The organism is Bdellovibrio sp. SKB1291214 (assembly GCF_002209355.2).
Classification (GTDB): Bacteria; Bdellovibrionota; Bdellovibrionia; order Bdellovibrionales; family Bdellovibrionaceae; genus Bdellovibrio.
Genome location: NZ_CP106855.1, coordinates 437,982 through 462,524, shown reverse-complemented (window position 1 = coordinate 462,524; position 24,543 = coordinate 437,982). Strand labels below are relative to the sequence as shown.

Genomic DNA, 24,543 nt, shown 5'->3' with positions numbered 1-24,543 from the left:
ACGAACCTCTTACTGAGCACCGCGTTTACGCAAACGGAAGTTAGCGTCGAACGCAGGGGATTTAATCATATTTAAAATAGTACCTGGTTGATCACCGCTGGAACTTGATTTGCCTGGATCAGTTAACTGCGAAAAGCTGGTGTTCATCGCGCAATTATCTGCAGCCGTAACCGCTCGACCCATTGTGTACGTGCTCCATTGTTTGACCATGCAGGCAGGGCCTCTGGAGGAATTTGCGATGGCTATCGACATTTCTTTAAGACCGTTCACCTCCGCTTCATTCGCGGATTCGATGTTCGGTTTTACTTTTGCATTCACGGGGTGATTTGCCAGGATATTTCCATTTGCATCGAAAATACTTTCGACGGTGCGATATTTACCAAAGGCATTGTAATTTTCCATCACAAAGCCCATCGGATTGATCAACGAATGGCAGGCCTGACAGCGCACGGGTGAGGTGCGAGTTTCAATCTGCTGACGTTGCGACTGCGTTGGATCTGGAACGGGCGGAGCAAATAGTTCTTTCTCATCCGCAGCAATAGTCGGAAGTGGTATTGAATCACAGAGGATATTTCTGCGAATCACCAGTCCGCGATGCACTAAGCTCGAGTTATCAGTGGGGCTAAACATGAAGCCCACACGACTCATCAACCCGGGACGCTCTTCCGGTGAAAGGGCTTCACCCTTAGCTGCACCGTAAATCAGTGTTAACGCCTGACCTTGAGTAAAACTTGTCGACGACGTCATCATGTCTTTGTAACTACCGGCCACCGAGTAGGTAAAGTAGTTCGTGAAGTCCCTCATTTCTTGCATGGCTTCTGGCTGAATCGAAGCACGGGGAACATTTCCTAGGAACCAAGTGGAGTGATTGGAAGATGGCATACGATTGATACCCAGCCACTGATTATAGAATTCGGCGATGTGTTCTTTAGATTCCGCTGTGGCAAACACTCGATTCACTGCGGTTTTATAACCTTCGACAGTTGCCAAGTTTCCACTGACGGCATCATTCATTAAAGCAGTATCAGGCCCACGTCCTGTCGCCAGAAAAGCGATGCGCGATGCCAGTTCGTAATCAGTGATTTTGACTAGGTCCTCGCGGCCATTGACAGGAGTACCACTCAATTCATTTTTATAGATAAAATTTGGCGATTGAAGCATTGCCATGATAGCCACAGTTAAACCGTCATTTAGATTTCCACCGAACTCAGAATTATAAAGGTCTTTATAAATTTGCTGTTCCGCTGTTGTTAAAGGACGACGGAAGACCAAACGACCAAAGCCATTAAAAAAGCTTGTCCAACAAGTCTCTGTCATACCATTGGTGGTGTTACAGTTGTTCATTGCAGCCGCTCTCCAAGTGGAGCTTGTTGCAAATAGATTTGCTATTTTTTTACCCAGATTCAGGTACGCCTCCACGTGAGCGGCAGAAACGGTCGCATCGGTAGAGTCGAAAACGCCTGTTACAACGTCAGCTGGTAAGTTATCGATATCGCTTTGAAGACTATCGATATTAACGCGGCCATAAGATAAAAGTTTTAAGGTTTGCAAGTATTCCCGACGTGAGAGGCGGCGGAAATCTCTGACGCCGGGGTCCTCACCCGGCTGACACGCAAATGTATTTGCAGGCACGGTCACCGTTGGCGACGGTGACACTGTCGGAGAAGGAGTGGCGGTGGCCGTCGTCGTAGGTGAAGGCGACGCTGTTGCCGTTGCTGTCGGCGATGGCGACGGTGTTGGCGTCGGCGTCACAGTTCCTGGTGAGCCGGGATTTAACGCCAGAGCAATGAGTTGTAACTGAGTTTCAGACAGTGCTTGAAAGGCAAACATTTGCGGCACATTGGCGATCGCTGCCTTTATATCGATGAGAGATTTACCAGAGATTGTACTGTTAGCAAATACTCCATGGCAGCCGGCGCAGTTTTGGTTGTATAAATCGCGACCTTGCGCAAACTCTGCCGACTCTTCAATATATTCAGGTTGATTGGTGCCAGCGACACTTTGCAAATTCTGGATAACGTTGAATCCTTCACCACAGTTTTGGAATGAAAGTATTGTCACTGTGGAAGCAGCTATCACCAGATAGGGCTTCACTCCGTAGCGCAAGGCTTTTGCGATGATGGCCTTTCTCAATTCATCCCCCAAACAAAAAGAAATAGACTGATTACAAGAGTAACAAACGGAATAGTTCGTTAAACTAAATCTTTGTCATTCGACTCAATTCAAGTCGAACTCTATACGTTGGTGAATGGTGTTCCCTAACTTTTCCTTCGGAACGTTCGCGGACTTTTCAGAAAAGTAAGAATTCGGAGGGGAGATTACCAAATAGGAGCGGGCTATGAAAACGATCACACCTGAAGCGCGCGATCGTTTTTATTTATTTCTGTGACAGCATTTCGCGCACTAAAGGAACCACTTTGGTGCCGTAAAGCTCAATACATTTCATAAGATCCTCATGCGGCAAGCTGCCCAAACTGTATTTCAAATCAAATCTTGAAACTCCCAAATGTTTGACCGTCGCTGCGATTTTATTCGCTACAGTTTCGGGGGAGCCCACATACAAGGACCCCTCTTCGCCCAGTTGATGCTCGAATTGTTCCTTCGTGATCGGCGGCCAACCGCGATCCTTACCGATACGGTTCATCATCGTGCGATAGTGTGGCCAGATGGTTTCTTTGGCTTCCTCGTCAGTCTTAGCGATAAATCCAGGGGAGTGAACACCCACGGGTTGCGTGCGCTGATTGAACTGCGTGAGTGACTTATAGTAAAGATCCACAAAGGGTTTAAAGCCTTTCGGATCGCCGCCAATAATTGCAAGCATCAGGGGGAAACCGTAGTGAGCGGCTCGCAAAACGGATTTTGGAGTTCCACCCACGCCAATCCAAGTACGGATTGGTTTTTCAGTTTGCGGGAACACGCTTTGATTGGTGACTGGAACTCGGGTGTTACCTTCCCAGTTGACCGGATTGCCTTTAAGAATCTGCGCGAATAAGTCCAGTTTTTCTTCAAACAATTCTTCGTACTGTTGCAGGTCAAAACCAAATAGAGGAAAGGATTCAATAAACGATCCACGTCCCATGATCACTTCGGCTCGACCATTTGAAACGGCATCGATCGTGGCGAATCTTTGGAACACACGAATTGGATCGTCGGAACTTAAAACCGTCACTGCAGAGCCCAGATGAATTTTCTTCGTTTGTGCCGCGATGGCAGCCAAGACAATTTCAGGAGCAGAAACTGCAAAGTCATCGCGGTGATGTTCGCCCACCCCGAAAAAATCTAACCCCAGTTGGTCTGCTAATACTCCCTCCGCAACGACATTGCGAATGACTTGAGCCTGTGACAGCGTTCGACCATTCAGATCATAAGTAACATCGCCGAAAGTATCTAAACCCATCTCAAGTTGTACTGCCATAAAAACTCCTGTGACCTTTCTAGTGTAACGGGAGTTCGTGGTTTTAAGCATTGTAAAAGTGCACAAAAAATTGTTAGCATGACGACAGCCGAGGTTATTATGTCTTACTGCCGTGCAATTGCTCACATGTCTGATGAAAAGAAAGCCATTCATAAGCCTTATCATGATAAAGCTTATGGTTTTCCAATTCACGACGACGACGAATTATTTTGCCGCTTGATTTTGGAGATCAATCAGGCGGGTCTCAGTTGGGAAACGATTCTGAAAAAGCAGGACACGTTCCGTAAAGCGTATCATAACTTCAATATCAAGAAAGTTGCGGCCTACAAAGCAAGTGATCGTGCAAGATTGATGAAGGATCCCGGTATCATTCGCAATCGTTTGAAGATCAATGCGGCCATTGAAAACGCAAAAGCCATCTTAGTCATTCAAAAGGAATTCGGTTCCTTTAAAAAATGGCTAGCTTACCACCATCCCCTGACTAAAGAGGAATGGGTGAAGCTTTTCAAAAAGACGTTTAAGTTCACCGGTGGCGAAATCGTGAACGAGTTTTTGCTAAGTTCTGGTTATTTGCCTGGTGCCCATGAAAAGGGTTGTGAGGTCTATAACAAGATCATCAAATCTAAACCTATGTGGAATCAAAAAAATAAAAGCAAGACAATGAAGCCCGATACGGCCGCCGCATTAAAACCGACTCCGGGTAAAAAATCTAAAAAGAAGAAGTAAGATGGCACACCAGGATTCCATTTCTGAAATCATCAAAACGGTTCAAAAGTTCTGCGAGGAGCGTGATTGGGATCAATTTCATCCTCCCAAGGATTTGGCAATCGGTATGTCAACGGAAGCGAACGAGCTTTTGGATTTGTTTCGCTTTAAAACTGAATCCCAAATCCAAGAAAAAATGAGCACACCGGAGTTTAAAGAAAAAGTTTCGGATGAATTGGCTGATGTGATGTTCTTTGTTTTGCGCTTTGCTCAGATGAACAAAATTGATATAGGTGCAGCAGTTCACAAAAAGCTTGCAAAAAACGCAGCTAAATATCCTATCGAGACGGCCAAAGGCTCTAATAGAAAATATAATGAGTGATTTTGTTTTTGCAATAAATTGGCCTTTAGATAAGTGGCGCTTGTGAAATTTCACATATTCCCGATATTCAAAATACTGAAATAGTCATTGCTCGCCATAATGGACTCTAAGAATAGGAGGCCTTATGGAACAAAATAAACCCATCGGCGTAACTGGAATTCCCGGCATAGACCAAGGCGACAATGGCATTAGCAAGTCGAATCCACTAGAAGAAAGAAACCCTGGAAAAGGACAGTATTCAGGGACCGCTGATACCACTGGAAAACAAGTCGACGAAAGATCACGCAAGGACTTGAGTAAATAGAATTACCTAAGTCAGTTCCATTTCCAGCATTTTGGCCATCGGTCCGATAGTCATATGTTGGTCTTGATTGGCGGCACTGATGTACAAGTCTACTTTAGGAAAATAGCGGACTGTGATGGTGGCATCCAAAGTATCGCAATTTTTCGGTGGAGTGGTTACGGAATGCCTGCGGCACATGACGGGGCGGTGTTCATAAATACTGCAGGAGCCTTCGCCATTTAGAAATACGCAAGGGTTGTCCGCATGACGGGGGCCTTGTTTCCACTGAGGATCTTGCAAAGTTCGCTGGCTTTGCCGCTTTAATCTTGCACGGTCAATTGCGTGACCTTCTTTGACGAGTTGACTCAGGATCTTTGCCTCGTAACTTGTGATTTCGACTTCCATATGGCAACAAGCGGAGCATCCTTTACGGCAGCTAATCTTGATATCTTTTTCCGATTCGATTTCTGCTTCGACCAGGTGATGAAGGGCACGAGCGCGCAATACATCATCAGAAATTTCACTCAGCTCACTATGAATTCGTGACAACTCGGTCCCTAAAGAGTTCAAAAAGGATTCAAATGTAGCCGCATCCAACTTTGTTTCATATTCAGTGACAAAGTTTTTAAAAGACCTTGTCAGGCGGGGATGCTGTGCCAGAAACTCAGAAAATGTCATTTCTTAAGAATAGCTTTGTTCGTCAGGATTAGCCATGACTTTGCCACTTCAATACTTTCAGCTTTGGCTGCTGAAGTTTTTCACATTCTTATTGGGATGTATGTCCTGCTTTTTCTTGCAGGCTCGATCAGGCATGACTCCTGTGGAAGCGGCGGCCGTGACCGGCCTGCTAGGAACTTTTATTCCTGAAACCAAACGAATCGAAAGCACCCACGTCCATGCAAATATCTATATGGGTGCCTTTGTGGCAATGGGCTCTAAAATCACAGAACAAGGTTTTTGGCAGATTTTGATGGTGTCTGCCATTGGAAGTCTGATTTATTTTGCCATGAGCAGATACTTTAAGGGGCTTGGTGGCAGGTTGGGATTAATCGCTTTTATTTCATCGTTATTGGGGTTGGCATTGAAGGTGATGCTATGACGTTATTCGGAGTGATGCTGGTTTCAATGATCAGCGCACAGATCACTTATTATTTAATTCATACACATCATTGGCCGACAGTTCGCGCGTCCGCGTTTCCTACCTTGATCTTCGTGATTTGCTTAAAGCTGACAGGGATTAATTGGGAGGGAGCTTTGCAGGCAGCATTCTTTGGAGCGACCTTCGTCGGCATGACAGATAAATCGCGCTTAGGCTGGAGAAGAGTGTTAATTGCCAGCATCATCTTTGGAATGATTTTTACGTTTCTAATTCCCTTTGCCCGGGGAATCGGTGGGGGACTGGGAGCTGCGGCATTTGCTTCCTGCTCGGTGATTTATCTTCTGACAAATTTAGCCAAAAAATTCGTAAAGATTTAAGAGTCCAAAATGTGTACTATGCGGGACTTGATATTGTTTACTTGAGGGTTCATGTCCCAGTGCCTACGCTTAAGGCATGACAAATAATTATTTTCCCACTCCATTCTCCGGCAAATCCCTTAAAGAACAAACAACGAATCCTAATATCATGGTTGGCGATTACAGCTATTATTCCGGTTACTATCATGGCCATTCATTCGACGATTGCGCATGGTATCTGCCACGGGATCGTTCCGATGTAGATAAGTTAATTATCGGAAAGTTTTGTTCCATTGGTTCGGGAGCTGCCTTTTTGATGGGAGGAAATCAAGGTCATCGCAAAGAATGGGCATCCACTTATCCCTTCGCATTTATCACTCACGATCCAACATTTGCAAAAGCTCAGAATTCATATCGTCCAGCTGGCGATACCGTCATCGGTAATGATGTTTGGATTGGCACCGAAGCGATGATTATGCCTGGGGTGCGGGTGGGAGACGGAGCGGTGATCGGGGCTCGCGCTGTTGTTACGAAAAATATAGAACCTTATTCCATCGTCGTGGGTGGTGGAGAAGTCGTGCGCAAACGCTTTTCTGATCAACAGATCTCGATGCTTTTAGAAATGAAGTGGTGGGATTGGTCTAAAACTTTGCTAGCTGAGGCAATGCCACTGCTAACGAACAGTGACATCGTAGAACTGTATCGCTTTTGGGAAAAACGCAAAGTCGATGCTCAAGTCACTGCCTTATAGGCCCCCTTGCACAGTCATTTCAAATTGCGCAAGGGGATGATAGTTTAAGAAGTTAATAGGTTGAACGAGCAGGGAATCCTTGTAAAGTATTTGCATGACATCATTTGAGAAACAAATTGAATGGATTGAAAAAAACTTTCGCGAGATCAAAGATTCCGAACAAGTGTCATTGCAATTAAAGTACGCCACTGCGGATAACTTTATGAATCGTGACGTGTATCAGGGTTTTGATCGCTGTTTCGTGGCGCCAATAGCCTATGATATGTTCATGCGCGCTTGTGAAGAGCTTAAAAGGAAACATCCCACCTTAAAATTTCTGATTTGGGATGCACTTCGTCCCCGCAGTATTCAGGCAGAGTTTTACAAACATCTTGAGGGCACTCCGTTTCAGAATTACGTGGCGCCTCCTCATCCGGGATCATTGCATAATTTTGGCATGGCCATGGATCTGACTTTGATTGAACGGGATGGTGATTATCTGGATATGGGGACGGGCTTTGACGATTTCAGAGAACTGGCGCAACCTAAGCTTGAACAACAATTCCTAAAATCGGGTGAACTTTCGAATCTTCAATTTAGCAATCGCATGATCTTAAGAAATCTTATGGAAGATCAAGGCTTCAAAGTTCTTGAGCACGAGTGGTGGCATTTCAATGCCTTGCCGAAAGATCAAGTGCATGGAAAACATTTGATCCTAGAATAAGCAACTCTGAATAGAAAAGCCCGCTGATGCGGGCTTTTTTCATTTCGTTTGACTCGGTGATACGGGCTCTTCAGTGCTCGAGGATTTCGCTTTGGTCTGTTTGCTGCGACTGGCATCGCCACGATGTTTTTTAAAGGCACTGGATGAGGGATCTTTTCTTTCCATTCCAGTTCCTTCATTGGTCGTCGTGTTCTCTCGTGCTGTTGGTGGATTTGTGTTGGCTGTGTGCTCGCCACTGTCGGCAGCATTCGCCATTGAAACGCCTAAGATGATCGATAAAAGGATAACGATTTTCATATGAGCTCCTTATAGCAAGACGGTGAAGTCAGCAGGAACTTTCGTCAAGAGGGGCTGTTCACACACATTTTGCGCAAAAAAAATGGCCCTGGGAATGAAGGGTTTCACCAGGGCCTAGAGGGACTCTTTCCTTAAGGAACTTTGTGTTTTTAAGAGAGGAGCGAAGGATCATCATTCCCTAAGGTGCGGTGTAACACGAGTTAAAAGTCCGTAAGCTTGTACTGAACTGGATTAAGATTCCGTCACGTCTTGCGCGCAGCGCAAGGGTTGGTGCCTCCGAAGTAAGCAGGAGGCTTATGTCTAAGTAGCTGATAATACGGGTAAAATAAGAGCCCTTTTTTCGAATGAAAAAAAGTAATTCGGCAGCTTGACGGAATGCCATCCGAACCCACATTTATCCTGTGTTATTCAAGCTTTAATTAATAAATTACCACGGTATTGGCTGACACTGGGATGATTACGAAATCCAGGTGGGCATTTAAGGAGAAATCAAACATGGGTAAAATTATTGGTATCGACTTAGGGACGACAAACTCATGCGTCGCTATTATGGAAGGCGGAGAAGCCAAAGTTCTAGTGAACGAAGAGGGTGCTCGTACGACTCCTTCAGTTGTTGCTTACACTAAGGATGGCGACCGTCTTGTTGGTCAAATCGCTAAACGTCAAGCGGTGACGAATCCAGAGAATACAATCTACTCTGCAAAACGTTTCATCGGTCGTCGTTTCGAAGAAGTTCAAGAAGAAATCAAACTTGTTCCTTACACTGTTGTTGCTAAAGGCAATGACTGTGCTTTCAAAGTTCAAGGCAAAAACGTATCTCCAGAAGAGATCGGTGCTGCAGTTCTTGCGAAACTTAAAAAAGTTGCGGAAGACTATTTGGGCGAGCCAGTAACTGAAGCAGTTGTGACTGTTCCAGCTTACTTCAACGATGCTCAACGCCAAGCTACTAAGGACGCGGGTCGTATCGCAGGTCTTGAAATCAAACGTATCATCAATGAGCCAACAGCGGCTGCATTGGCGTATGGTATGGATAAGAAAAAAGAAGAGAAGATCGCTATCTTCGACTTCGGTGGTGGTACATTCGATATCTCCATCCTAGAAGTTGGTGACGGTGTTGTTGAAGTTCGTTCTACGAACGGTGACACGCACTTGGGTGGTGACAACTTCGATACAGTTATCTTGGAATGGTTGATCACTGAGTTCAAAAAAGACCAAGGTATCGATTTGAAAAACGATAAAATGGCTCTTCAACGTTTGAAAGAAGCGGCTGAGAAAGCAAAAATCGAACTTTCATCTGCTCAAGAAACTGAAATCAATCTTCCGTTCATTACGGCAGACCAAACAGGTCCTAAGCATTTGCAAACTAAATTGTCTCGCGCAAAATTCGATCAAATGACTGAAGATCTAGTGAAACGCTCTATGGAGCCTTGCCGCAAAGCTTTGGCTGATGCTGGTATGAAAGCTTCTGAAATTGACGAAGTTGTATTGGTGGGTGGTTCTACACGTATCCCTTCAATCCAAAAAGCAGTTAAAGACTTCTTCGGTAAAGAGCCAAACCGCACAGTGAACCCAGACGAAGTTGTTGCTATCGGTGCAGCAGTTCAAGGGGGCGTACTTGCGGGTGACGTGAAAGACGTGTTGTTGCTAGACGTAACTCCGCTTTCATTGGGTATTGAAACTTTGGGTGGTGTGATGACTCCGCTTATCGAGCGCAACACGGCGATTCCTACTAAGAAATCACAAGTGTTCTCGACAGCAGCCGATAATCAACCAGCCGTAGACATCCACGTTCTTCAAGGTGAGCGTAAGATGGCTAGTGACAATAAAACACTAGGTCGTTTTGAACTAGTGGGTATTCCACCAGCTCCACGTGGCGTTCCTCAAGTTGAAGTAACATTCGACATGGACGCGAACGGTATCTTGCACGTATCTGCGAAAGATATGTCTTCTGGTAAAACTCAACAGATCAAAATCACTGCTCAAAGCGGTATGTCTGAAGAGGAAATCAAAAAGGCAGTAGCAGATGCTGAAGGTCACGCAGAAGAAGATAAGAAAAAAGCAGAGGCAGTGACTCACAGAAATAACTTGGATAACTTGGTTTACCAAACTGAGAAACTGATCAAGGATTCTGGTTCTCAATTGCCTGAAGCTGAAGTTAAAACTGCGAACGATGCCATCGCTGATGCTAAAAAAGTTCTTGAGAACAAAGGCGCATCTGCTGATGAATTGAAAGCAGCTTTCGACAAGCTTCAATCTTTGACTCACACAATGACTTCTGAGCTTTACAAAAAGCAAGGTGCTCAAGGTGATGCGGGTCAAGGTGGCGCAGCAGGTGCAGACGCTGGCAGCGAGAAAAAAGCTGACGGCGACGATGTGATCGACGCAGACTACAAAGACGTGAACTAATCATTCTTGTTCGAAAACTTGTAAAAAACCAAAAAGCCCCTTGGGAAACCCAGGGGCTTTTTTTTGGTGCCAGGTCCTATTTCTTCGCGCATTGCGCGAAGAAATAGGACCTGGCATCTTTTGGGATTAGCGTTTTTTGAACGGGGATTTGCGGGAAGCTGGTTTTGCTCCTGCGGGTTTGCTGCCCGCAGCAGGTTTGCCTGCCGATGGTTTTTTACCAGGAGCTGGCTTTCCAGACTTTGGTTTTCCCTTCATTGGTTTTTTGTCGCCAGGTTTGTGTGCAGATTTTTTACCTAGAGCTGAACCTGGTCTGCCTTGAGCACGTGGGTGCGAGTTGTATTTGGAGCGATCGTAGTTGTCTGATTTACGGCCCTCAAGTTTGCTGATCAACGGCTCATCACGTTCCGTGACAAGGTTGATTACAGTTCCTTCGCGACCGGCACGGGCTGTACGACCAGCGCGGTGAAGATAATTGTCCATTTGTTTCGGAAGGTGATAGTTGATCACGCGATCGACATTTTCGATATCCAAACCACGGCCCGCTAAATCAGTCGCTACCAAGAATTTGATTTCGCCATTGGTGAATTTCTTTAAGTTGGATCTACGATCGCTTTTTTCCATTTCGCCACGGTAGAGTGCGACCTTATAACCCTTCGCTTCCATCTCCTGCGCGATCTTATCAACTTGCTCGCGAGTGTTGGCAAAAAGGATTGTTCCACCTTCAACTTTTTGTTTTAAGATGCGATCCAATTGCTCCCAACGATTGCCATCTTTGACAGTCAGATTCTTCGTCGTCAAAGTTTTAACGACTTTCCCGCTGCCTGAGCTTTTAACAAGCTCTGCGCTGGAAAAAATCTCTTCCATCAAATCCTGAACAGTCGGGGACATCGTTGCAGAAAACATCGCTGTTTGAACGTCTTGTGGACAAGCGTAGTAGGCTTTGTTCGACAAATCCAAGAATCCTTGATCCATCATTTGATCGGCTTCATCGAAAACTAACATACAAACGTCAGTCAGATTGATTTGATCTAAATCCATTAATTGGGACAATCGGCCCGGAGTTGCCAGTAAGATTTCAAAAACACCAGAGACATTTCTTTTCGCTTGCTCCATAGCCATACCACCCAGGGCGGGACGGACACGCAGGCGAGTGTCATGAGTCAATTTCTTAAAGACTTTGGAAACTTGTTCGCCCAATTCGCGAGTTGGAACTAAAACAACGGCCCGTGGAGAGGCCTCTGCCGTCACCGGATGGCCTTCCTCTTCCAAAGATTTTAGAAGGTGTAACATTGGCAAAGCGTAAGCCAATGTTTTACCGCTACCGGTTTCTGAAATACCCACTACAGATTGGCCGCTCATCAAGAGTGGAATCGTGTTTTTCTGGATTTCAGTGGGCTTGGTGATGCGCAATGCAGTCAGGGTTTTTGTCAAAGATGGAATAAGGGCAAAGTCTGAAAAGTTGTTCATGAAATCACTGTATCAGGCCTGACGCAGGCTTGCTACCCAAAGTAAGGCCCTACCTCTAGAATTGTTTTACACTACAAATCGGAGACCCCATGTCCATTGAGATTAAGAACTTCTTTGATCCTGCAACGTCGACTATGACCTATGTTGTTCACGATCCGGCAAGTCTTGATGCGGTGGTGATCGATCCGGTGTGGGATTATGACCCGGCAGCTTCCAAATTTTCCAACAAATCCTCCGAGGCGGTACTGGCCTATATTCAAGAAATGAATCTTCAGCCTAAAATGATCCTTGAAACCCACGTTCATGCCGACCATGTGACGGGAGCACAGTTCTTTAAAGAACGATTCCCCGAGGCGCCACTCTGTATCGGTGAACGTATCACTGTCGTACAAAAAATCTGGCGGGATCTCTATGGCTTGGATGAAAAGTCCACAGATGTTCACGGAAAAGTTTTTGATCGCTTGTTTAAGGATAACGAAACGGTGAATGCGGGAACGATCTCTTTTAAGGTCTTATTCACGCCGGGACACACGCCGGCTTGCGCTTCATACCTTTTTGATAATGCTTTGTTTTGTGGTGATACATTGTTTATGCCGGATTCAGGAACGGGCCGTTGTGACTTCCCAGGCGGTTCAGCGAAAGAGCTTTATCACTCGATCACTGCAAAAATTTATTCTTTGCCAGAAACGACACGAATTTTTGTCTGCCATGATTATCAACCCGGCGGCCGTCAGATTTTGTGTCAAACTTCCGTCGCTGACGAAAAATCAAAAAACATTCAGCTGACGAGCACCACGACAGAGGAGCAATACGTAGAGTTCCGTACAAAGCGTGATGCGACTCTGCCAACACCCAAATTGTTGCTTCCTAGTTTGCAGATCAATATTCGGGCGGGACACTTGCCAGAATCAGATGCTCACGGCAAACGTTTTTTGAAAATTCCGATTCTGACTTAATATTTTCACCGGGAAGCTGCGTTTAGTAAATCCACCTTGGGAGGATTTTTTATGCAAGAGAATATCTTAATGGCTTTAGGGGGCGGAGCGGTCATTGGACTTGCGACGGCACTTTTTCTGATTTTGAACGGTCGAGTGACTGGGATCAGTGGTATTTTAAACGGCCTTTTCACTTACAACAAATCGGATTATTTCTGGCGTCTGTTTTTTGTTATCGGCATGATCACGGGTGGCATAGTTTTGACACTTAAAAATCCAGCATACTTTGAACCGCTTCCCAGTAGGAATTCCGCCATGATTTTGATGGCCGGTCTGCTGGTGGGATTTGGAACTGTCATGGGGAGCGGCTGTACGAGTGGGCATGGCATTTGTGGAGTTGCGCGCATGTCTCCGCGATCTATCATCGCAACGATTTGCTTTATGATAACTGGAATGTTGGTGGCGAATTTTCTTCGCTGGATTGTGGGCGTGTAGATGGAACACATCAAAAATCTGCGCAATTGGTCGGCCTTGCTTGTGGGGTTTTTATTTTCCATAGGCTTGGGGATTTCCGGTATGACTCAGCCACAAAAAGTGATTGCGTTTTTAACTTGGGGACCTGACTGGGATCCAAGTTTGATGTTTGTTATGCTGGGCGCAGTACCCATTCACGCGATTGTTTACTTTTCGATTCGTAACAGAAAATCTCCGTTGTTTGATAAACAATTTCACCTCTCCCAGGCGACGGAAATTACGAAACCTCTGATGGTGGGAAGTGTGATTTTTGGACTGGGTTGGGGACTTGCAGGATACTGCCCCGGTCCTGCGGTCACCTCAGTAGGTGCGGGCTCCATGTCCGCAATTATTTTTACTTTTAGTATGCTCTCGGGAATGTTGATCTATCGCATCTTTGAAAGATCAAAAGAGCTCCGCAAAAAGAATTGACCGATAAGCAAATGAGAATAGGATAAAAGCTCAATGTGACGAAGGAGCTTCGCATGCACAAAGACGTTTATCCTATCAATCCTTCACTTGAAAAAAACGCACTGATCACGCCTCAAAAATACAAAGACATGTATCAGCAATCTGTTCAAGACCCCGAAAGCTTTTGGGCGAAAGAAGCTGAGCGCCTGCACTGGTTTAAAAAATGGGACAAAGTTAAAAACACATCTTTCAAAAAACCCGTCAGTATTAAATGGTTCGAGGGCGGCAAACTGAATGTTTCCTATAACTGTATCGATCGTCATTTGGCGACGAAGGCAGATAAAGTGGCTTTGATTTGGGAAGCCGATGACATCAATTTAAAATCTAAGAAAATTACCTACAAAGAGCTTCACCACGAAGTGTGTCGCTTTGCGAACGTCCTTAAAAAAATGGGCGTTAAAAAAGGTGACGTGGTGACCATTTATTTGCCGATGATCGTGGAATCTGTATATGCGATGTTGGCATGCGCACGCATAGGTGCCGTTCATTCGGTGATCTTTGGAGGATTTGCACCTGACTCGATCAGCGATCGTGTCAGGGACGGAAAATCTAAAATAATCATCACGGCGGATTCGGGTTTCCGAGGTGGTAAATCTGTTCCTTTGAAAGTGAACGTAGACAAAGCCGTTGAAAAAGCCAGTGTTGTTCAAAAAGTATTGGTCGTAAAATATTCCGGCATCGATGTCCAAATGAAAGATGGCTTGGATGTTTGGTATCACGACATGGTCCAAGGAGTCAGCGATCAATGTGAAGCAGAGCAAATGGATGCGGAAGATCCTTTGTTTATTCTTTACACGTCTGGCTCAACAGGCAAGCCCAAAGGAGTTTTGCATACGACCGGTGGTTATCTTTTGTGGGCCAGCGCAACTCATCAGTATGTTTTTGATTATCACGATCAGGATATCTATTGGTGCTCGGCAGACGTGGGATGGGTGACGGGGCACAGTTACATCGTGTATGGTCCATTGGCGAACGCCGCGACGACTTTGTTTTTTGAAGGCGTTCCCAATTATCCAACCCCGTCGCGTTTTTGGCAGATCGTAGAAAAGCATAAAGTAAATTTATTTTATACATCGCCAACGGCATTGCGGTCTTTGATGCGTGAAGGGGAAAAATGGGTCAAGGACTGCGATCGTTCTTCGTTAAGAATTTTAGGAACGGTGGGAGAGCCCATTAATCCTGAAGCTTGGGTGTGGTATTACGAAGTCGTCGGTGATAGTCGTTGTCCAATCATGGATACATGGTGGCAAACCGAAACGGGTGGTTTTATGATCACGCCGATGCCAGGAGCAACTCCCTTAAAACCCGGTTCCGCAACATTACCATTCTTTGGCGTGCAACCACATTTGTTAACACCAGAGGGGCAGAAAATTGACGGAGCTGGTGAGGGAGTTTTGGCGATTGCAGATTCTTGGCCGGGTCAGATGCGCACCGTTTTTGGTGATCACAAACGTTTTGAAGAAACTTATTTTTCAACTTATCCGGGCTATTATTTCACCGGTGATGGATGTCGCCGCGATCAAGATGGATATTATTGGATCACGGGGCGTGTGGACGACGTCATCAACGTCTCTGGTCATCGACTGGGAACTGCGGAAATTGAATCTGCTTTGGTCGCACATCAAAGCGTCGCAGAAGCAGCTGTTGTGGGCTATCCTCACGAAATCAAAGGTCAGGGAATATACGCCTATGTGACTTTGAAAACCGGAATCGCGGCCTCTGAGGACTTGCGTAAGGAGTTGGTACAGACCGTTCGCAAAGAGATTGGGCCTATTGCGACTCCGGACTTAATTCAGTGGGCGCCGCGTTTGCCTAAGACTCGTTCTGGCAAAATCATGCGTCGAATTCTGCGAAAAATCGCGGAAAATCAACCAGATCAGCTGGGTGACATCACCACGCTTTCTGAGCCTGGAGTGGTTCAGGAGCTAGTAGACAACCGCATGAACAAGTGATAGGTTCCTGGGCATGACTACACGCATGATCATATTAACAGTAATGGTTTTGGCTGCGGCCTTTTCTCGTCTGATTCCGCATCCTTGGAATTTCACTGCAATTGGTGCCATGGCTTTGTTCGGTGGCGCTTATTTCAATGACAAAAAGCAATCGCTCTTGGTGCCGATGGCAGCGCTGGCGCTTAGCGATTTGGTATTGGGTGGTTTCCACAATACGACATTCTTCGTTTATGCGGGTTTCGCGTTGATCGTGATGATGGGTTGGTTCCTGACTGAAAAAAAATCAGTGGCTCGCATCGGCGGACTTTCTTTAGCAGCAAGCTCTGTGTTCTTCTTGGTTTCAAATTTTGGTGTTTGGATCATGGGTGGCATGTATGCACCAACCGCTCAAGGATTGGTGGAGTGCTATGTGGCTGCGATTCCGTTCTTTGGAAATCAAGTGGCAGGCGATATTTTCTTTTGCGCTGTGATGTTTGGCGGTTATGAGCTTGTTAAAAAGTATGCTCTGCAACCAAATGCAAAACTGGTTTAATTAAGTCATTCGATAATGAGAATGAATTACTAAGACTCCCACCTGGGAGTCTTTTTGTTTAAAGAGAGTATGAATTCTGTAAAGCTAGGTCTGCATAGACCCATTCTTGATGGCAAAGTTAATTTTCCTTTGTGTTTGGCCCCCATGGTGGGCCTGACCCACGTGGCTTTGCGTGAAGTGATGCGCGAGTATTTACCCGATGGTGCTTACACGATTTGGCCAACAGAGATGTTAAACTCTCGTCGTATCCCCGGCGAAAACTTAGAAACAACTCCTGAAACTATGCGGGCGGCCCATGAGCCGGGCCTTGTTCCCCAAATTCTTGGTAACGAAGAGCAAGCCATCGCAGACAGCGTAAAACGTTTGATCGAGTGGGGAGCTGAAGCTATCGACATCAACATGGGTTGTCCTGTGCAAAAAGCTTTAAAGCACAATTATGGTGTCGCCCTGATGGGTGATCCGAATTATGCAGCTGAAGTGGTGCGCATGACTGTCAAAAATTCCTCCGTACCCGTCAGTGTAAAACTGCGCGCGGTGGGTTCGACAAAAGAACTGGATGAGTTGCTAACCTTTGTTGGCGGTTTAAGAAATTCGGGGGCTTCCTGGGTTTGCTTGCATCCTAGAACTGCTGCGCAAAAACGACGTGGTTGGGCAGATTGGGAGCAGATCAAACTTTTGCACGCGGCAGTGGATTTCCCGGTCATTGGCAATGGTGATGTGCAAACCGTCGAAGATGCGATGATGATGTTAAAGGAGACGGGCTGTGACATGGCGATGGCGGGTCGCGGATTGGCGGCTCGCCCCTGGATGTTGTGGCAATTGGGTGAGGAACTTGGCTTTGCGCCTCCAGCCGGCAAAGGAGGCCTTAAAGCCCCACGCTCTGCAGAGGAAGAAGGCGCTGAATACGGACGAGTTCTGATTAAACTTATCGAGCGTTGTCGTCATTATTTCGGGGAAGACCTGGCCATGAGAAAGGTGCGCTTTTATGTGCGCACAACCAGCGTGTGGTTGGCATTCGGTAATGCCTTGACGGGAGTGTGTGCGAAAGCTCGCAACGTCGACGAAATGCTTGAAGGGGTTGCTAAGTTTTTTGCAGTTCCCCATGAGATGTCTTTACGGACGGAGCTACGTCAGTAGCCGCGTCTAATTAAAAATATTTTGTAATTAAACATGCCTTCGGTGGGTTTCATTGTGGACATGAAGTCTTATAATAGATTCATGAAAGCGGTTTTCCTTTTAAGCCTTATTGTCCTTTGCTTCTCGGGTGCTTTCGCCGACAGTTCTTGGATTGATCTGTCGGGACCAGGTCATGCGGTAGGACCCGCCCAAACACGCAGTATAAAAAACCCTGATGGAACAATAACCAATCAATATGGAAGCCTGCAAGACGGAGTGCTTTTACCAGAATCCGGTGATGGATTTATACGAGTCAACTCTGCTGAAACCGGGTGGGGAGCGGGCATGATGATCTCGCTTTTAAAAAATGCCAGCGCCTTTTACGTAGAACATTTTTCCCCGAATTATAAAGTCCATATCGCAAGTATCGCCTTGGAGCACGGTGGACCCTATGGCCCTCACAAGTCCCATCAAAATGGATTAGACGGCGACGTTTATTTTATGGGTCAGACCAAGTATGAATCCGTCCTTGATGAAAATGGAATGGTGACTGAAAAGTTTAATCCTCAGAAAAATTGGGATTTCTGGAGGATTTTGGTTTCACAGCAAATCGATGTGAATGGAAAATCACCGCCTGCCGTGTATATGATTTTTATTCATCCCACATTGAAGACTTATCTTTGTGAATGGGCGAAAGCTCAAGGCCTGCTAGGGAATCCATTAGATCGAGAAATTTTGCGCAGGTTATGGCCGACCGTAGGTCACGACACTCATTTCCATCTGCGCTTGCGCTGCTCGCCTTTTTATAAAGATTGCATTCAACAAAATGAAATTGCCGATGTCACTGGATGCGGTGATTGATGACTGCGACCACTCACTGCTTTTTAAAGACCCAGTAGGGGCTTTTAGCTTTGACGGTTTTCATATTATATTTTTGGGCAAACCACTGCATCGTTTTGTCAGAGAAAAACGAGACATGAGAAACATCGCGGCGGTAATGCCAATCATGGAAGTGAGCTTCGCCTTTATGAGCGGAGGTCATCACTGCAAGGAGGCCACCAGGTTTTAAAGTGCGCAGCTGAGTTTCGATGTCGATCTTGGGGTTGTGAAAATGCTCCCACACTTCAGTGCTAGTGACGATGTTATAGGATTTTTTTAGAGCGTCTTGATCAGGCTGATAATACAAATCGTAATTTGTGACCTGATAGTCCTTTGAGACAAAGCACGCGCCTAAAAAAGCTGTGGGACCACAGCCGTAATCAAGCAAGTGCATGTCATTTGAAGATTTGCCTGATTTAGCTGTGTACTCTTCCACATCCTTCATCAGCGGAGCTAAAAACGCTCGGTAACCCGCTTGATCTTCATTTTGGTGCTGATCATAGCGCGCCTTTTCGTCGATGGCAGACATGCGATCCTCAGGGGCCATAAATATCAAGTCACAGCTATTGCAGTGATAATAACTACGCTCAGGTTTTTTTATCACCTTGAAACGGGCTGAGTCTGGGTTTTCGCAAAGTACACACTTCATAATGCTTCCAACCTTTACCTTTTATGGTGTCTATGTCAAAAATAAAAGAGAAAGAGGTGTCACATGGCTAAAGTGCTTATGTATAAGAAAAATCCATGTCCATATTGTGATCGTGCGACAACCTTCATGGATAACAAAGGTATCAAGTACGACGTTATCGATCTTACTGATAAACCCGAAGAAATTGATCGCATCAAAAATGAAACAGGGTGGAGAACAGTTCCTATCATTCTGATCAATGGCAAACTTGTCGGCGGCTACACAGATTTGAAAGCTCTCGACGAAGAAGGCAAGCTGGATCAGATGTTAAAAGAATAAAACGGGGAACGGGTCCAGTTCCTCTCTCTCAAGGCACTCTATTTTTCCCTAAATGAGTCACTCCCTGTAAACTGAAAAAGTGTCCAGTGTTTTGCACACTTGATGAGTTCATTCACACTGAAAGCTTCAATATCGATAGTAGGGCCGGTCCCTAACTTGCAGTACTTTGTGAATCGTTCGAGGGAAGATGCTTATGAAATCCATTTTTATAATTTTTCTTGCGAGTATCTCGGGCTCTTATACCTTGGGGGCCTGCCCTGGTAATATCGCAACGACGACTTTGTACAATATGGATGGCCTGCGCCGTCAGGGCTGTAAAACCGGCAAGGGTGCTGGTGGGGAATGCATTATTCCCTATATCTCCATTGCTGCAGATCCTGATCACAACAGAATGGGAACGATCATCTATATGCCCTCCATGCGTGGCAAGATGGTGAAGTTGCCAAATGGTCAAAAGAAAGCTCACCCGGGCTATTTCATTATTGATGATACGGGGGGCGCCGTTCAGGGCACCAATAAATTTGATTTCTTTGTTGGTGATCCTAAGGTGGATAAGTCATCTTTTAGCAATGATCATCTTCCAGACGTGCAACTTGTTGGTCCTGAAAAGTGTCTGGATACGAAAAAATTTAAAAAGATTGCGAAGTACACGAACCGCAAAACAAAGACTTTGAATCCAAAATACAAAGAAGCTGTTCGTCAAATGGAAGATTTCTGGAAAGCAGCTAAAATTAAACGCGAGGATTTACAAGAGGTCATTGAACCGTCTTCTGCTGAGTCCTCATCAGGTACTAGCGGGGGAGTGAATTGATGAAAAACTCTGTTCAATTACTTCTTATTGCCGCAATTCTCCCGGTCTCCTTTTTTGCAAAAGCTGAAGTTACTCAGCAAGGAGGCTCCGAAGAAGACGGGCCTTTTTACGTGATGGATTGGGATGAATTTAAAAAGATCACCAAGGAACAAAAGTCATATTACTTGGGACAGCTGATCGCTACCGTTCCTAAAGTGACCTCTTTAAAGACCTTGTCGAAAGATAAGATTTTGGCAGCTGGTAAAAATTCGGATCTGTGGAATGAAATGGAAGACCAAATTTCCAAAGCTTGTGAAGAGAAGGCTGCAGACGGAGCTTGTAAGACGCTACAACAAGCTCGAGTGCAAACGTTTAAGCGTGGAACAAACCACTAAGAAAGCAAAAGCTTGATCGACATAATCAAAGACACAGCGATAAGAAGGGGCTTAATCAAACGTGCCCCTTTATTTATAACCAAATGAGATCCAATACGGGCTCCTATAAATTGTCCAACGCCCATAAGCAGTCCTACCGTCCAAATGATTTTTCCACCCATTAAAAATACGACCAGGGAAGTGATGTTAGAGACAAAGTTTAAAACTTTGCTGTGCGCTGTTGCCTTTGAAAGATTGAATCCCAAAAGACTTACAAAAGCCAAAGCCCAGAATGAGCCTGTACCAGGTCCAAAGAATCCATCGTAAAATCCAATCGCCGAGCCCATCGCTATTGAAAAAGCCGCATATGGCATACGTTGGTGCTGATCGATATCACCCAAGCGAGGCGACAGGCTAAAGTACACTGCAAAACCCATCAGCATGAAAGGAATTGCTTTGTTCAGCAGAGTGGCATCAAGAGATTGAATTAAAAACGTACCAACGGCGCTGCCCAAGAACGTGAATAGTATCAGAGCCTTGATTTTCGAGAGATCGAAAGTTTTCTTTGAATAATGATAATGAGTTGCTGAGAAACTACCAAAGGTACTTTGTAGCTTGTTTGTACCCAGAGCCATAGCAGGAGGAAGTCCCGCACTGAGCAGCGCAGGGACGGTGATCAAACCCCCTCCGCCTGCGATAGAGTCAATTGTGCCGGCGATGATACCGACGGCAAATAAAAGGAAATATGTTTCAGGGGCAAGATCCATCATCGAAGTGACGTTATCTGAATCTTGCGCCCCAAGGAAGTTTAATCTGAATCTAGAACTGCGATTTTCTTTCTAGCACGTAAAGGTATGTTCCTGTGCCGAAATCATCGCCACCACCGCGACAGATGCGAATATCTTCGTCAACATAGGTGTTTGCTAAAAAGCCTTTTTTGCCAATCGGACCCGGTGTTGGAACTGAATCGTAAGTTCCAACTTCCGCTCTCATAGCAAGCATGTAAGATTCAGTTCCTGGCGCAGACCATCCAGGTGCGCCCACGGATTTTGTGAATTCGATATTTAACTTATCAACATCGATGTCAAATTTGCCGCGCAAAAATCCCATCGACTCAACACCCGCAATTTTATTTTTAGCAACATTCCAATAATAACCATCGGGAAAAACAACTTGGAAAATAGCGGCGCCTAACGCCCCTCCTGAGCCAGGCGATCCACCACCAGGGCCATCTGCCCAAACCTGTTTCCAGGCTCCCACAACTTGGGGAAGTTTTTCTGTCTCTGTTCTTTTTGGGACTAACGTAATCAGTTCATCCACTAAGGGATCCAGTTTTGCGCGAACGGTTGGATCATTGTCGTCTCCATCATACTCGCCCTGAGCTGTGCGACTGATATCTAAAATCTGCTGCTTCAGTTCGGTGATGCGATCTTTATTTTCTTGGGCAAGGGATGTTGAAGTGATCCCCAAGGAAAGTGTCATCAAGATAGCCTGGAAAAAGTGTCTCATTTTCATACGTGGTACCTCCCAAGCCATGAGTATGAAGGCCTCGGCGGTGACTGCAAAGTGGAGTTAAAGTGTTTTAACACACAGTCTCCCGAATGTTAGGTCTAGGCGTGATCGAAATCGCCGGTTTTCCTATGAGATTCTCTATACTTCATTTCGCTAAATACCGATCAATATGTAATCAAGAAATGCATAAGGAAGTTTGTTTGCAAGCGCGCGTTTACATTATGATATTCCTACTCCTGTTCGTCGCACAAACGTGGGCTCAGTCCTCCGTAGGTGTGCTCGCCGCGTGCACGCAAGTGAAGTGTTCCCCTCAGTCATCGTCGTCCAGTGTTCTTACGCAATTTGCCCATCAGTGTGCCATCGAAAGTAAGGCCTTAAAGTGTGATGAGCTTGCGAAAGAAAATCCGGCACAAGCAGGTCTTGTTCGAAAATGTGATGTCTCGGGATTGTGCGCACAAGCCGAAGACAATACAGCAACGGATGAGATGAAGGCCTGCCTGCGTGGTTATACAAACTCGTTGATCGACACAGGTATTGCTTTAAAAGACATGGCAATGGGACTGGGTAAGCAGATTGATGCCGCTTGGGAGAACATCAAAAATAATGAAAAGCTTCGTTCGGAATTTGTCTCGCAGTGTAACCAATCACTGGCCTGCAAAAAAGATCTGGTCAAAGAAGATCCGCGCTATTCTTCGTTGTCAGATGAAGAGCTAAGTAAAATATCGGCCTCGGCTCTGTACGTTCAGGTTCGTGACCGAAAAGCATATCTTGATTCCATCCATCGCAGCGTCATGACTGCGAAGCCACCCGAGATGCATCCCACAGATACTGAATTAACGACAGAGCAGAAATCTAAACTTGCAGATCTGTCGGTGATTATTAAAGCGAAACTAAAAAAAGAGTATCAAAAGTTTAATTGTTACAACCCAAAAGCACAGGCCGAGATGGCATGCTATGCAGTAGGACAGGTGATTGATCCCACGCTTTTGGCAGGCGCTGCGTTTAAGGGTGCCCGAGCTGTTAAAGCTTTGGGAAAGGTTGCGGAAGAAAGTTCTGAAGTGGCCCGGACCGTCGCAGTCGCGGAAAAATCAGCTGCCGTTTCTAGAGCTGATTTTATTAAAAAATATGTGGATTATAATCCCACGACAGTTGCACAAAACGAAAAGTTTATTGAATTGGCTGAAAAAGGCAAAGAGGCCAACGCCTACTTTGTGAATATTGAAAACAGTCAAATGAAGTACCTAAACGATACTTTGAAAGATAAGAATCTTGTGACAAGTTTAACGAACTATCACAAAGATCTTGTATTAAAGCGATTGGAAGAGCTTAAAAAAGAATTCCCGGATTTGAAAGTTTCAGAGTACTCCGACTTTAAATCTCTGCGTTTTGCGTTTGAGGGTAAAGTTCCCGCAGATCTGGAAAAAAGAATGGCAGCACTCTTTAAGGATGCCAACAACGAGTTCACCAATTACCTCGTTGATAACAAAATGCTCCGCCAACAGGATCATCCTGATAACTACTTTAAAGCTGGTTACGGTCGGACGGCTGATGAAGCGGGAACTGCCGCACGTTACGCAAGGAAAACCACTCCAGGGGAGATGGCCTCTTACAGTAATTCAAAACTCAAATCGGAACTTTCCGCAACGGTTCAAGCTGTCGAAGCGGATCGTGTGTCATTGCGTCAGCAGTTGGGACAAACAAAGCTCATTGATGGTGAAACGTTCAAACCGGAAGTTTTTGATATCGTCCGCAAAAATATGGGCAACACAAAGACTATTCAAACCTCTTTAAAAAATCGTTATAAGCTTGCCACTTTATCAGAATCCACGGTGCAAGATCTTCAGCGCTATGTGAAAACAAGTGATGAATTCTCTCCGGGATTGATGATTGCAAAGCGCGAAAGCGCCAACCTGAATGATGCAACGGCCGGTGGTTTTACGATGGACTTTGTGGGGTTAGGTGCTTCAAATATGAAAGGCACCGCCGAGGCGCTTGCAAAATCCAAAGATGTTGACACGGCCCTGAGCGAGGCACGTAAAGCGGAAAAAGCCGTCACCAGTGACGTTAACGCTCAAAAGCAATTCTTTAATAAAGTCGTTACAGAATCCGTTGAGCCTGGAAAAATCAAATCCGTGTGCTCGGGGGATGATTGTGTGGCGATTGCCGCTAAGCCTATAAGTGAGCAGGAAAAAGTCAAAGTCTTAAGTCGAGTGGCTGACAGCAAGTATGCTTCTAAGATGCGCTTTGCATTTGTAAACGACGGCGTAAAAAGTGCCGAGACCAGAAACTCGTTAAGTACTCATGGCGAGTCCATTGAAAAACTTTTGCGCAAGAACTTGGGCTCTCAAATGGATCCTAACAAGCTCGAGGGTGTGACGTTTGGTATCGATATGCGTACCGATACACTTAATCAGGGCTCCGTAAAATTATTGATGGGACAAAGCCCCGACCTTTATCTAACCAAACTTGAACAAAAGCGAATCCAAGAAGCATTCAAAAAGTCCGTTGAGGAATTCAATAAGACGGCATACAAATCCGGGCCTGCGCCTCGATACGAGGCGTCTCCTTAATCTTTACACAATTCTTTTATAGTCTAACAATGTATCCGGATTAACAGTGGGAAGTTTGACTTCCCCTC

The 24,543-nt window shown here is 45.5% G+C and carries 27 protein-coding genes; 19 read left to right on the top strand and 8 right to left on the bottom strand.

Annotated features, from left to right (window positions below):
• Positions 1–9: 9 nt before the first annotated feature.
• Together B9G69_RS02325 and B9G69_RS02320 are read right to left on the bottom strand one after the other, a co-directional pair.
• Complete coding sequence (locus B9G69_RS02325) at positions 10–2,133, bottom strand: DUF1588 domain-containing protein (protein ID WP_088614099.1); 2,124 nt, start codon at positions 2,131–2,133, stop codon at positions 10–12.
• A gap of 244 nt (positions 2,134–2,377) precedes the next feature.
• The gene (locus B9G69_RS02320; protein WP_088614100.1) at positions 2,378–3,415 is read right to left on the bottom strand and encodes an LLM class flavin-dependent oxidoreductase; all 1,038 of its coding nucleotides are present in this window, start codon (positions 3,413–3,415) and stop codon (positions 2,378–2,380) included.
• Positions 3,416–3,514: 99 nt separating this feature from the next.
• Here B9G69_RS02320 and B9G69_RS02315 point away from each other — a divergent pair, with 99 nt between their 5' ends.
• The 3 genes from B9G69_RS02315 to B9G69_RS02305 all read left to right on the top strand — a co-directional run bounded on the left by B9G69_RS02315 (position 3,515) and on the right by B9G69_RS02305 (position 4,806).
• Positions 3,515–4,141, top strand: coding sequence for a DNA-3-methyladenine glycosylase I (locus tag B9G69_RS02315; protein WP_088614101.1), 627 nt, complete (start codon positions 3,515–3,517; stop codon positions 4,139–4,141).
• A 1-nt stretch (position 4,142) separates the two neighbouring features.
• A complete protein-coding gene (locus B9G69_RS02310) occupies positions 4,143–4,502 on the top strand; it encodes a nucleotide pyrophosphohydrolase (protein ID WP_088614102.1) in 360 nt (119 codons plus the stop codon).
• Positions 4,503–4,626: 124 nt separating this feature from the next.
• A complete protein-coding gene (locus tag B9G69_RS02305; protein ID WP_088614103.1) occupies positions 4,627–4,806 on the top strand; it encodes a hypothetical protein in 180 nt (59 codons plus the stop codon).
• Positions 4,807–4,812: 6 nt separating this feature from the next.
• Here the strand turns inward: B9G69_RS02305 and B9G69_RS02300 are convergent, their stop codons facing one another.
• Positions 4,813–5,463, bottom strand: a complete 651-nt coding sequence (locus B9G69_RS02300; RefSeq protein ID WP_088614104.1) for a YkgJ family cysteine cluster protein — start codon at positions 5,461–5,463, stop codon at positions 4,813–4,815.
• Positions 5,464–5,497: 34 nt separating this feature from the next.
• Between B9G69_RS02300 and B9G69_RS02295 the strand changes: the two genes are divergently transcribed.
• The 4 genes from B9G69_RS02295 (at position 5,498) to B9G69_RS02280 (ending at position 7,694) form a co-directional block, all read left to right on the top strand.
• Positions 5,498–5,884 carry a hypothetical protein gene (locus B9G69_RS02295; RefSeq protein ID WP_254916715.1) on the top strand — a complete coding sequence of 129 codons (387 nt, stop codon included), beginning with the start codon at positions 5,498–5,500 and terminating at the stop codon, positions 5,882–5,884.
• Positions 5,881–6,261 (top strand): hypothetical protein, encoded by a 381-nt coding sequence (locus B9G69_RS02290; RefSeq protein WP_088614105.1) that lies wholly within the window; start codon positions 5,881–5,883, stop codon positions 6,259–6,261. The genes B9G69_RS02295 and B9G69_RS02290 overlap by 4 nt, the downstream gene beginning before the upstream one ends.
• Before the next feature lie 76 nt (positions 6,262–6,337).
• A complete protein-coding gene (locus tag B9G69_RS02285) occupies positions 6,338–6,991 on the top strand; it encodes a CatB-related O-acetyltransferase (RefSeq protein WP_088614106.1) in 654 nt (217 codons plus the stop codon).
• A gap of 94 nt (positions 6,992–7,085) precedes the next feature.
• On the top strand, positions 7,086–7,694 hold the full coding sequence (locus tag B9G69_RS02280; RefSeq protein ID WP_088614107.1) for a M15 family metallopeptidase: 609 nt from the start codon (positions 7,086–7,088) through the stop codon (positions 7,692–7,694).
• 39 nt (positions 7,695–7,733) lie between these two features.
• On the opposite strand, the gene B9G69_RS02275 is transcribed toward B9G69_RS02280, so the two are convergent.
• Positions 7,734–7,991, bottom strand: coding sequence for a hypothetical protein (locus B9G69_RS02275; RefSeq protein ID WP_088614108.1), 258 nt, complete (start codon positions 7,989–7,991; stop codon positions 7,734–7,736).
• Positions 7,992–8,486: 495 nt separating this feature from the next.
• Between B9G69_RS02275 and dnaK the strand changes: the two genes are divergently transcribed.
• Positions 8,487–10,397 carry a molecular chaperone DnaK gene (gene dnaK, locus B9G69_RS02270; protein WP_088614109.1) on the top strand — a complete coding sequence of 637 codons (1,911 nt, stop codon included), beginning with the start codon at positions 8,487–8,489 and terminating at the stop codon, positions 10,395–10,397.
• Between the two features lie 126 nt (positions 10,398–10,523).
• On the opposite strand, the gene B9G69_RS02265 is transcribed toward dnaK, so the two are convergent.
• Positions 10,524–11,864 (bottom strand): DEAD/DEAH box helicase, encoded by a 1,341-nt coding sequence (locus B9G69_RS02265; RefSeq protein WP_265437929.1) that lies wholly within the window; start codon positions 11,862–11,864, stop codon positions 10,524–10,526.
• Between the two features lie 89 nt (positions 11,865–11,953).
• On the opposite strand from B9G69_RS02265, the gene B9G69_RS02260 reads away from it, so the two are divergent.
• The 7 genes from B9G69_RS02260 (at position 11,954) to B9G69_RS02230 (ending at position 18,244) form a co-directional block, all read left to right on the top strand.
• Positions 11,954–12,820 carry an MBL fold metallo-hydrolase gene (locus B9G69_RS02260; RefSeq protein WP_088614111.1) on the top strand — a complete coding sequence of 289 codons (867 nt, stop codon included), beginning with the start codon at positions 11,954–11,956 and terminating at the stop codon, positions 12,818–12,820.
• 51 nt (positions 12,821–12,871) lie between these two features.
• A complete protein-coding gene (locus B9G69_RS02255) occupies positions 12,872–13,294 on the top strand; it encodes a YeeE/YedE family protein (protein WP_088614112.1) in 423 nt (140 codons plus the stop codon).
• Positions 13,295–13,744, top strand: coding sequence for a YeeE/YedE family protein (locus B9G69_RS02250; protein ID WP_088614113.1), 450 nt, complete (start codon positions 13,295–13,297; stop codon positions 13,742–13,744).
• Between the two features lie 53 nt (positions 13,745–13,797).
• A complete protein-coding gene (gene acs, locus B9G69_RS02245) occupies positions 13,798–15,735 on the top strand; it encodes an acetate--CoA ligase (RefSeq protein WP_088614114.1) in 1,938 nt (645 codons plus the stop codon).
• Positions 15,736–15,748: 13 nt separating this feature from the next.
• Positions 15,749–16,267: a DUF6580 family putative transport protein gene (locus B9G69_RS02240; RefSeq protein WP_088614115.1), complete on the top strand. Its 519-nt coding sequence runs from the start codon at positions 15,749–15,751 to the stop codon at positions 16,265–16,267.
• 69 nt (positions 16,268–16,336) lie between these two features.
• Positions 16,337–17,404, top strand: a complete 1,068-nt coding sequence (locus B9G69_RS02235; RefSeq protein ID WP_088614116.1) for a tRNA dihydrouridine synthase — start codon at positions 16,337–16,339, stop codon at positions 17,402–17,404.
• Between the two features lie 81 nt (positions 17,405–17,485).
• The gene (locus B9G69_RS02230; protein ID WP_217897644.1) at positions 17,486–18,244 is read left to right on the top strand and encodes a penicillin-insensitive murein endopeptidase; all 759 of its coding nucleotides are present in this window, start codon (positions 17,486–17,488) and stop codon (positions 18,242–18,244) included.
• 13 nt (positions 18,245–18,257) lie between these two features.
• Here the strand turns inward: B9G69_RS02230 and B9G69_RS02225 are convergent, their stop codons facing one another.
• Entirely contained in the window at positions 18,258–18,911 is a 654-nt protein-coding gene (locus tag B9G69_RS02225; RefSeq protein WP_088614118.1) for a class I SAM-dependent methyltransferase, read from the bottom strand.
• Positions 18,912–18,974: 63 nt separating this feature from the next.
• On the opposite strand from B9G69_RS02225, the gene B9G69_RS02220 reads away from it, so the two are divergent.
• From B9G69_RS02220 to B9G69_RS02210, 3 genes are all read left to right on the top strand, one after another.
• Positions 18,975–19,229: a glutaredoxin domain-containing protein gene (locus B9G69_RS02220; RefSeq protein ID WP_088614119.1), complete on the top strand. Its 255-nt coding sequence runs from the start codon at positions 18,975–18,977 to the stop codon at positions 19,227–19,229.
• 193 nt (positions 19,230–19,422) lie between these two features.
• Entirely contained in the window at positions 19,423–20,040 is a 618-nt protein-coding gene (locus tag B9G69_RS02215) for a 3D domain-containing protein (RefSeq protein WP_176400882.1), read from the top strand.
• Positions 20,040–20,414 carry a hypothetical protein gene (locus B9G69_RS02210; protein WP_088614121.1) on the top strand — a complete coding sequence of 125 codons (375 nt, stop codon included), beginning with the start codon at positions 20,040–20,042 and terminating at the stop codon, positions 20,412–20,414. The genes B9G69_RS02215 and B9G69_RS02210 overlap by 1 nt, the downstream gene beginning before the upstream one ends.
• On the opposite strand, the gene B9G69_RS02205 is transcribed toward B9G69_RS02210, so the two are convergent.
• Positions 20,411–21,160, bottom strand: coding sequence for a TSUP family transporter (locus B9G69_RS02205; protein ID WP_088617033.1), 750 nt, complete (start codon positions 21,158–21,160; stop codon positions 20,411–20,413). The two genes, B9G69_RS02210 and B9G69_RS02205, sit on opposite strands and share 4 nt — an antisense overlap.
• Positions 21,161–21,212: 52 nt before the next feature.
• Positions 21,213–21,908, bottom strand: coding sequence for a PAP/fibrillin family protein (locus B9G69_RS02200; RefSeq protein ID WP_176400883.1), 696 nt, complete (start codon positions 21,906–21,908; stop codon positions 21,213–21,215).
• Between the two features lie 179 nt (positions 21,909–22,087).
• On the opposite strand from B9G69_RS02200, the gene B9G69_RS02195 reads away from it, so the two are divergent.
• Entirely contained in the window at positions 22,088–24,475 is a 2,388-nt protein-coding gene (locus B9G69_RS02195; protein WP_217897646.1) for a hypothetical protein, read from the top strand.
• Positions 24,476–24,543: the final 68 nt, after the last annotated feature.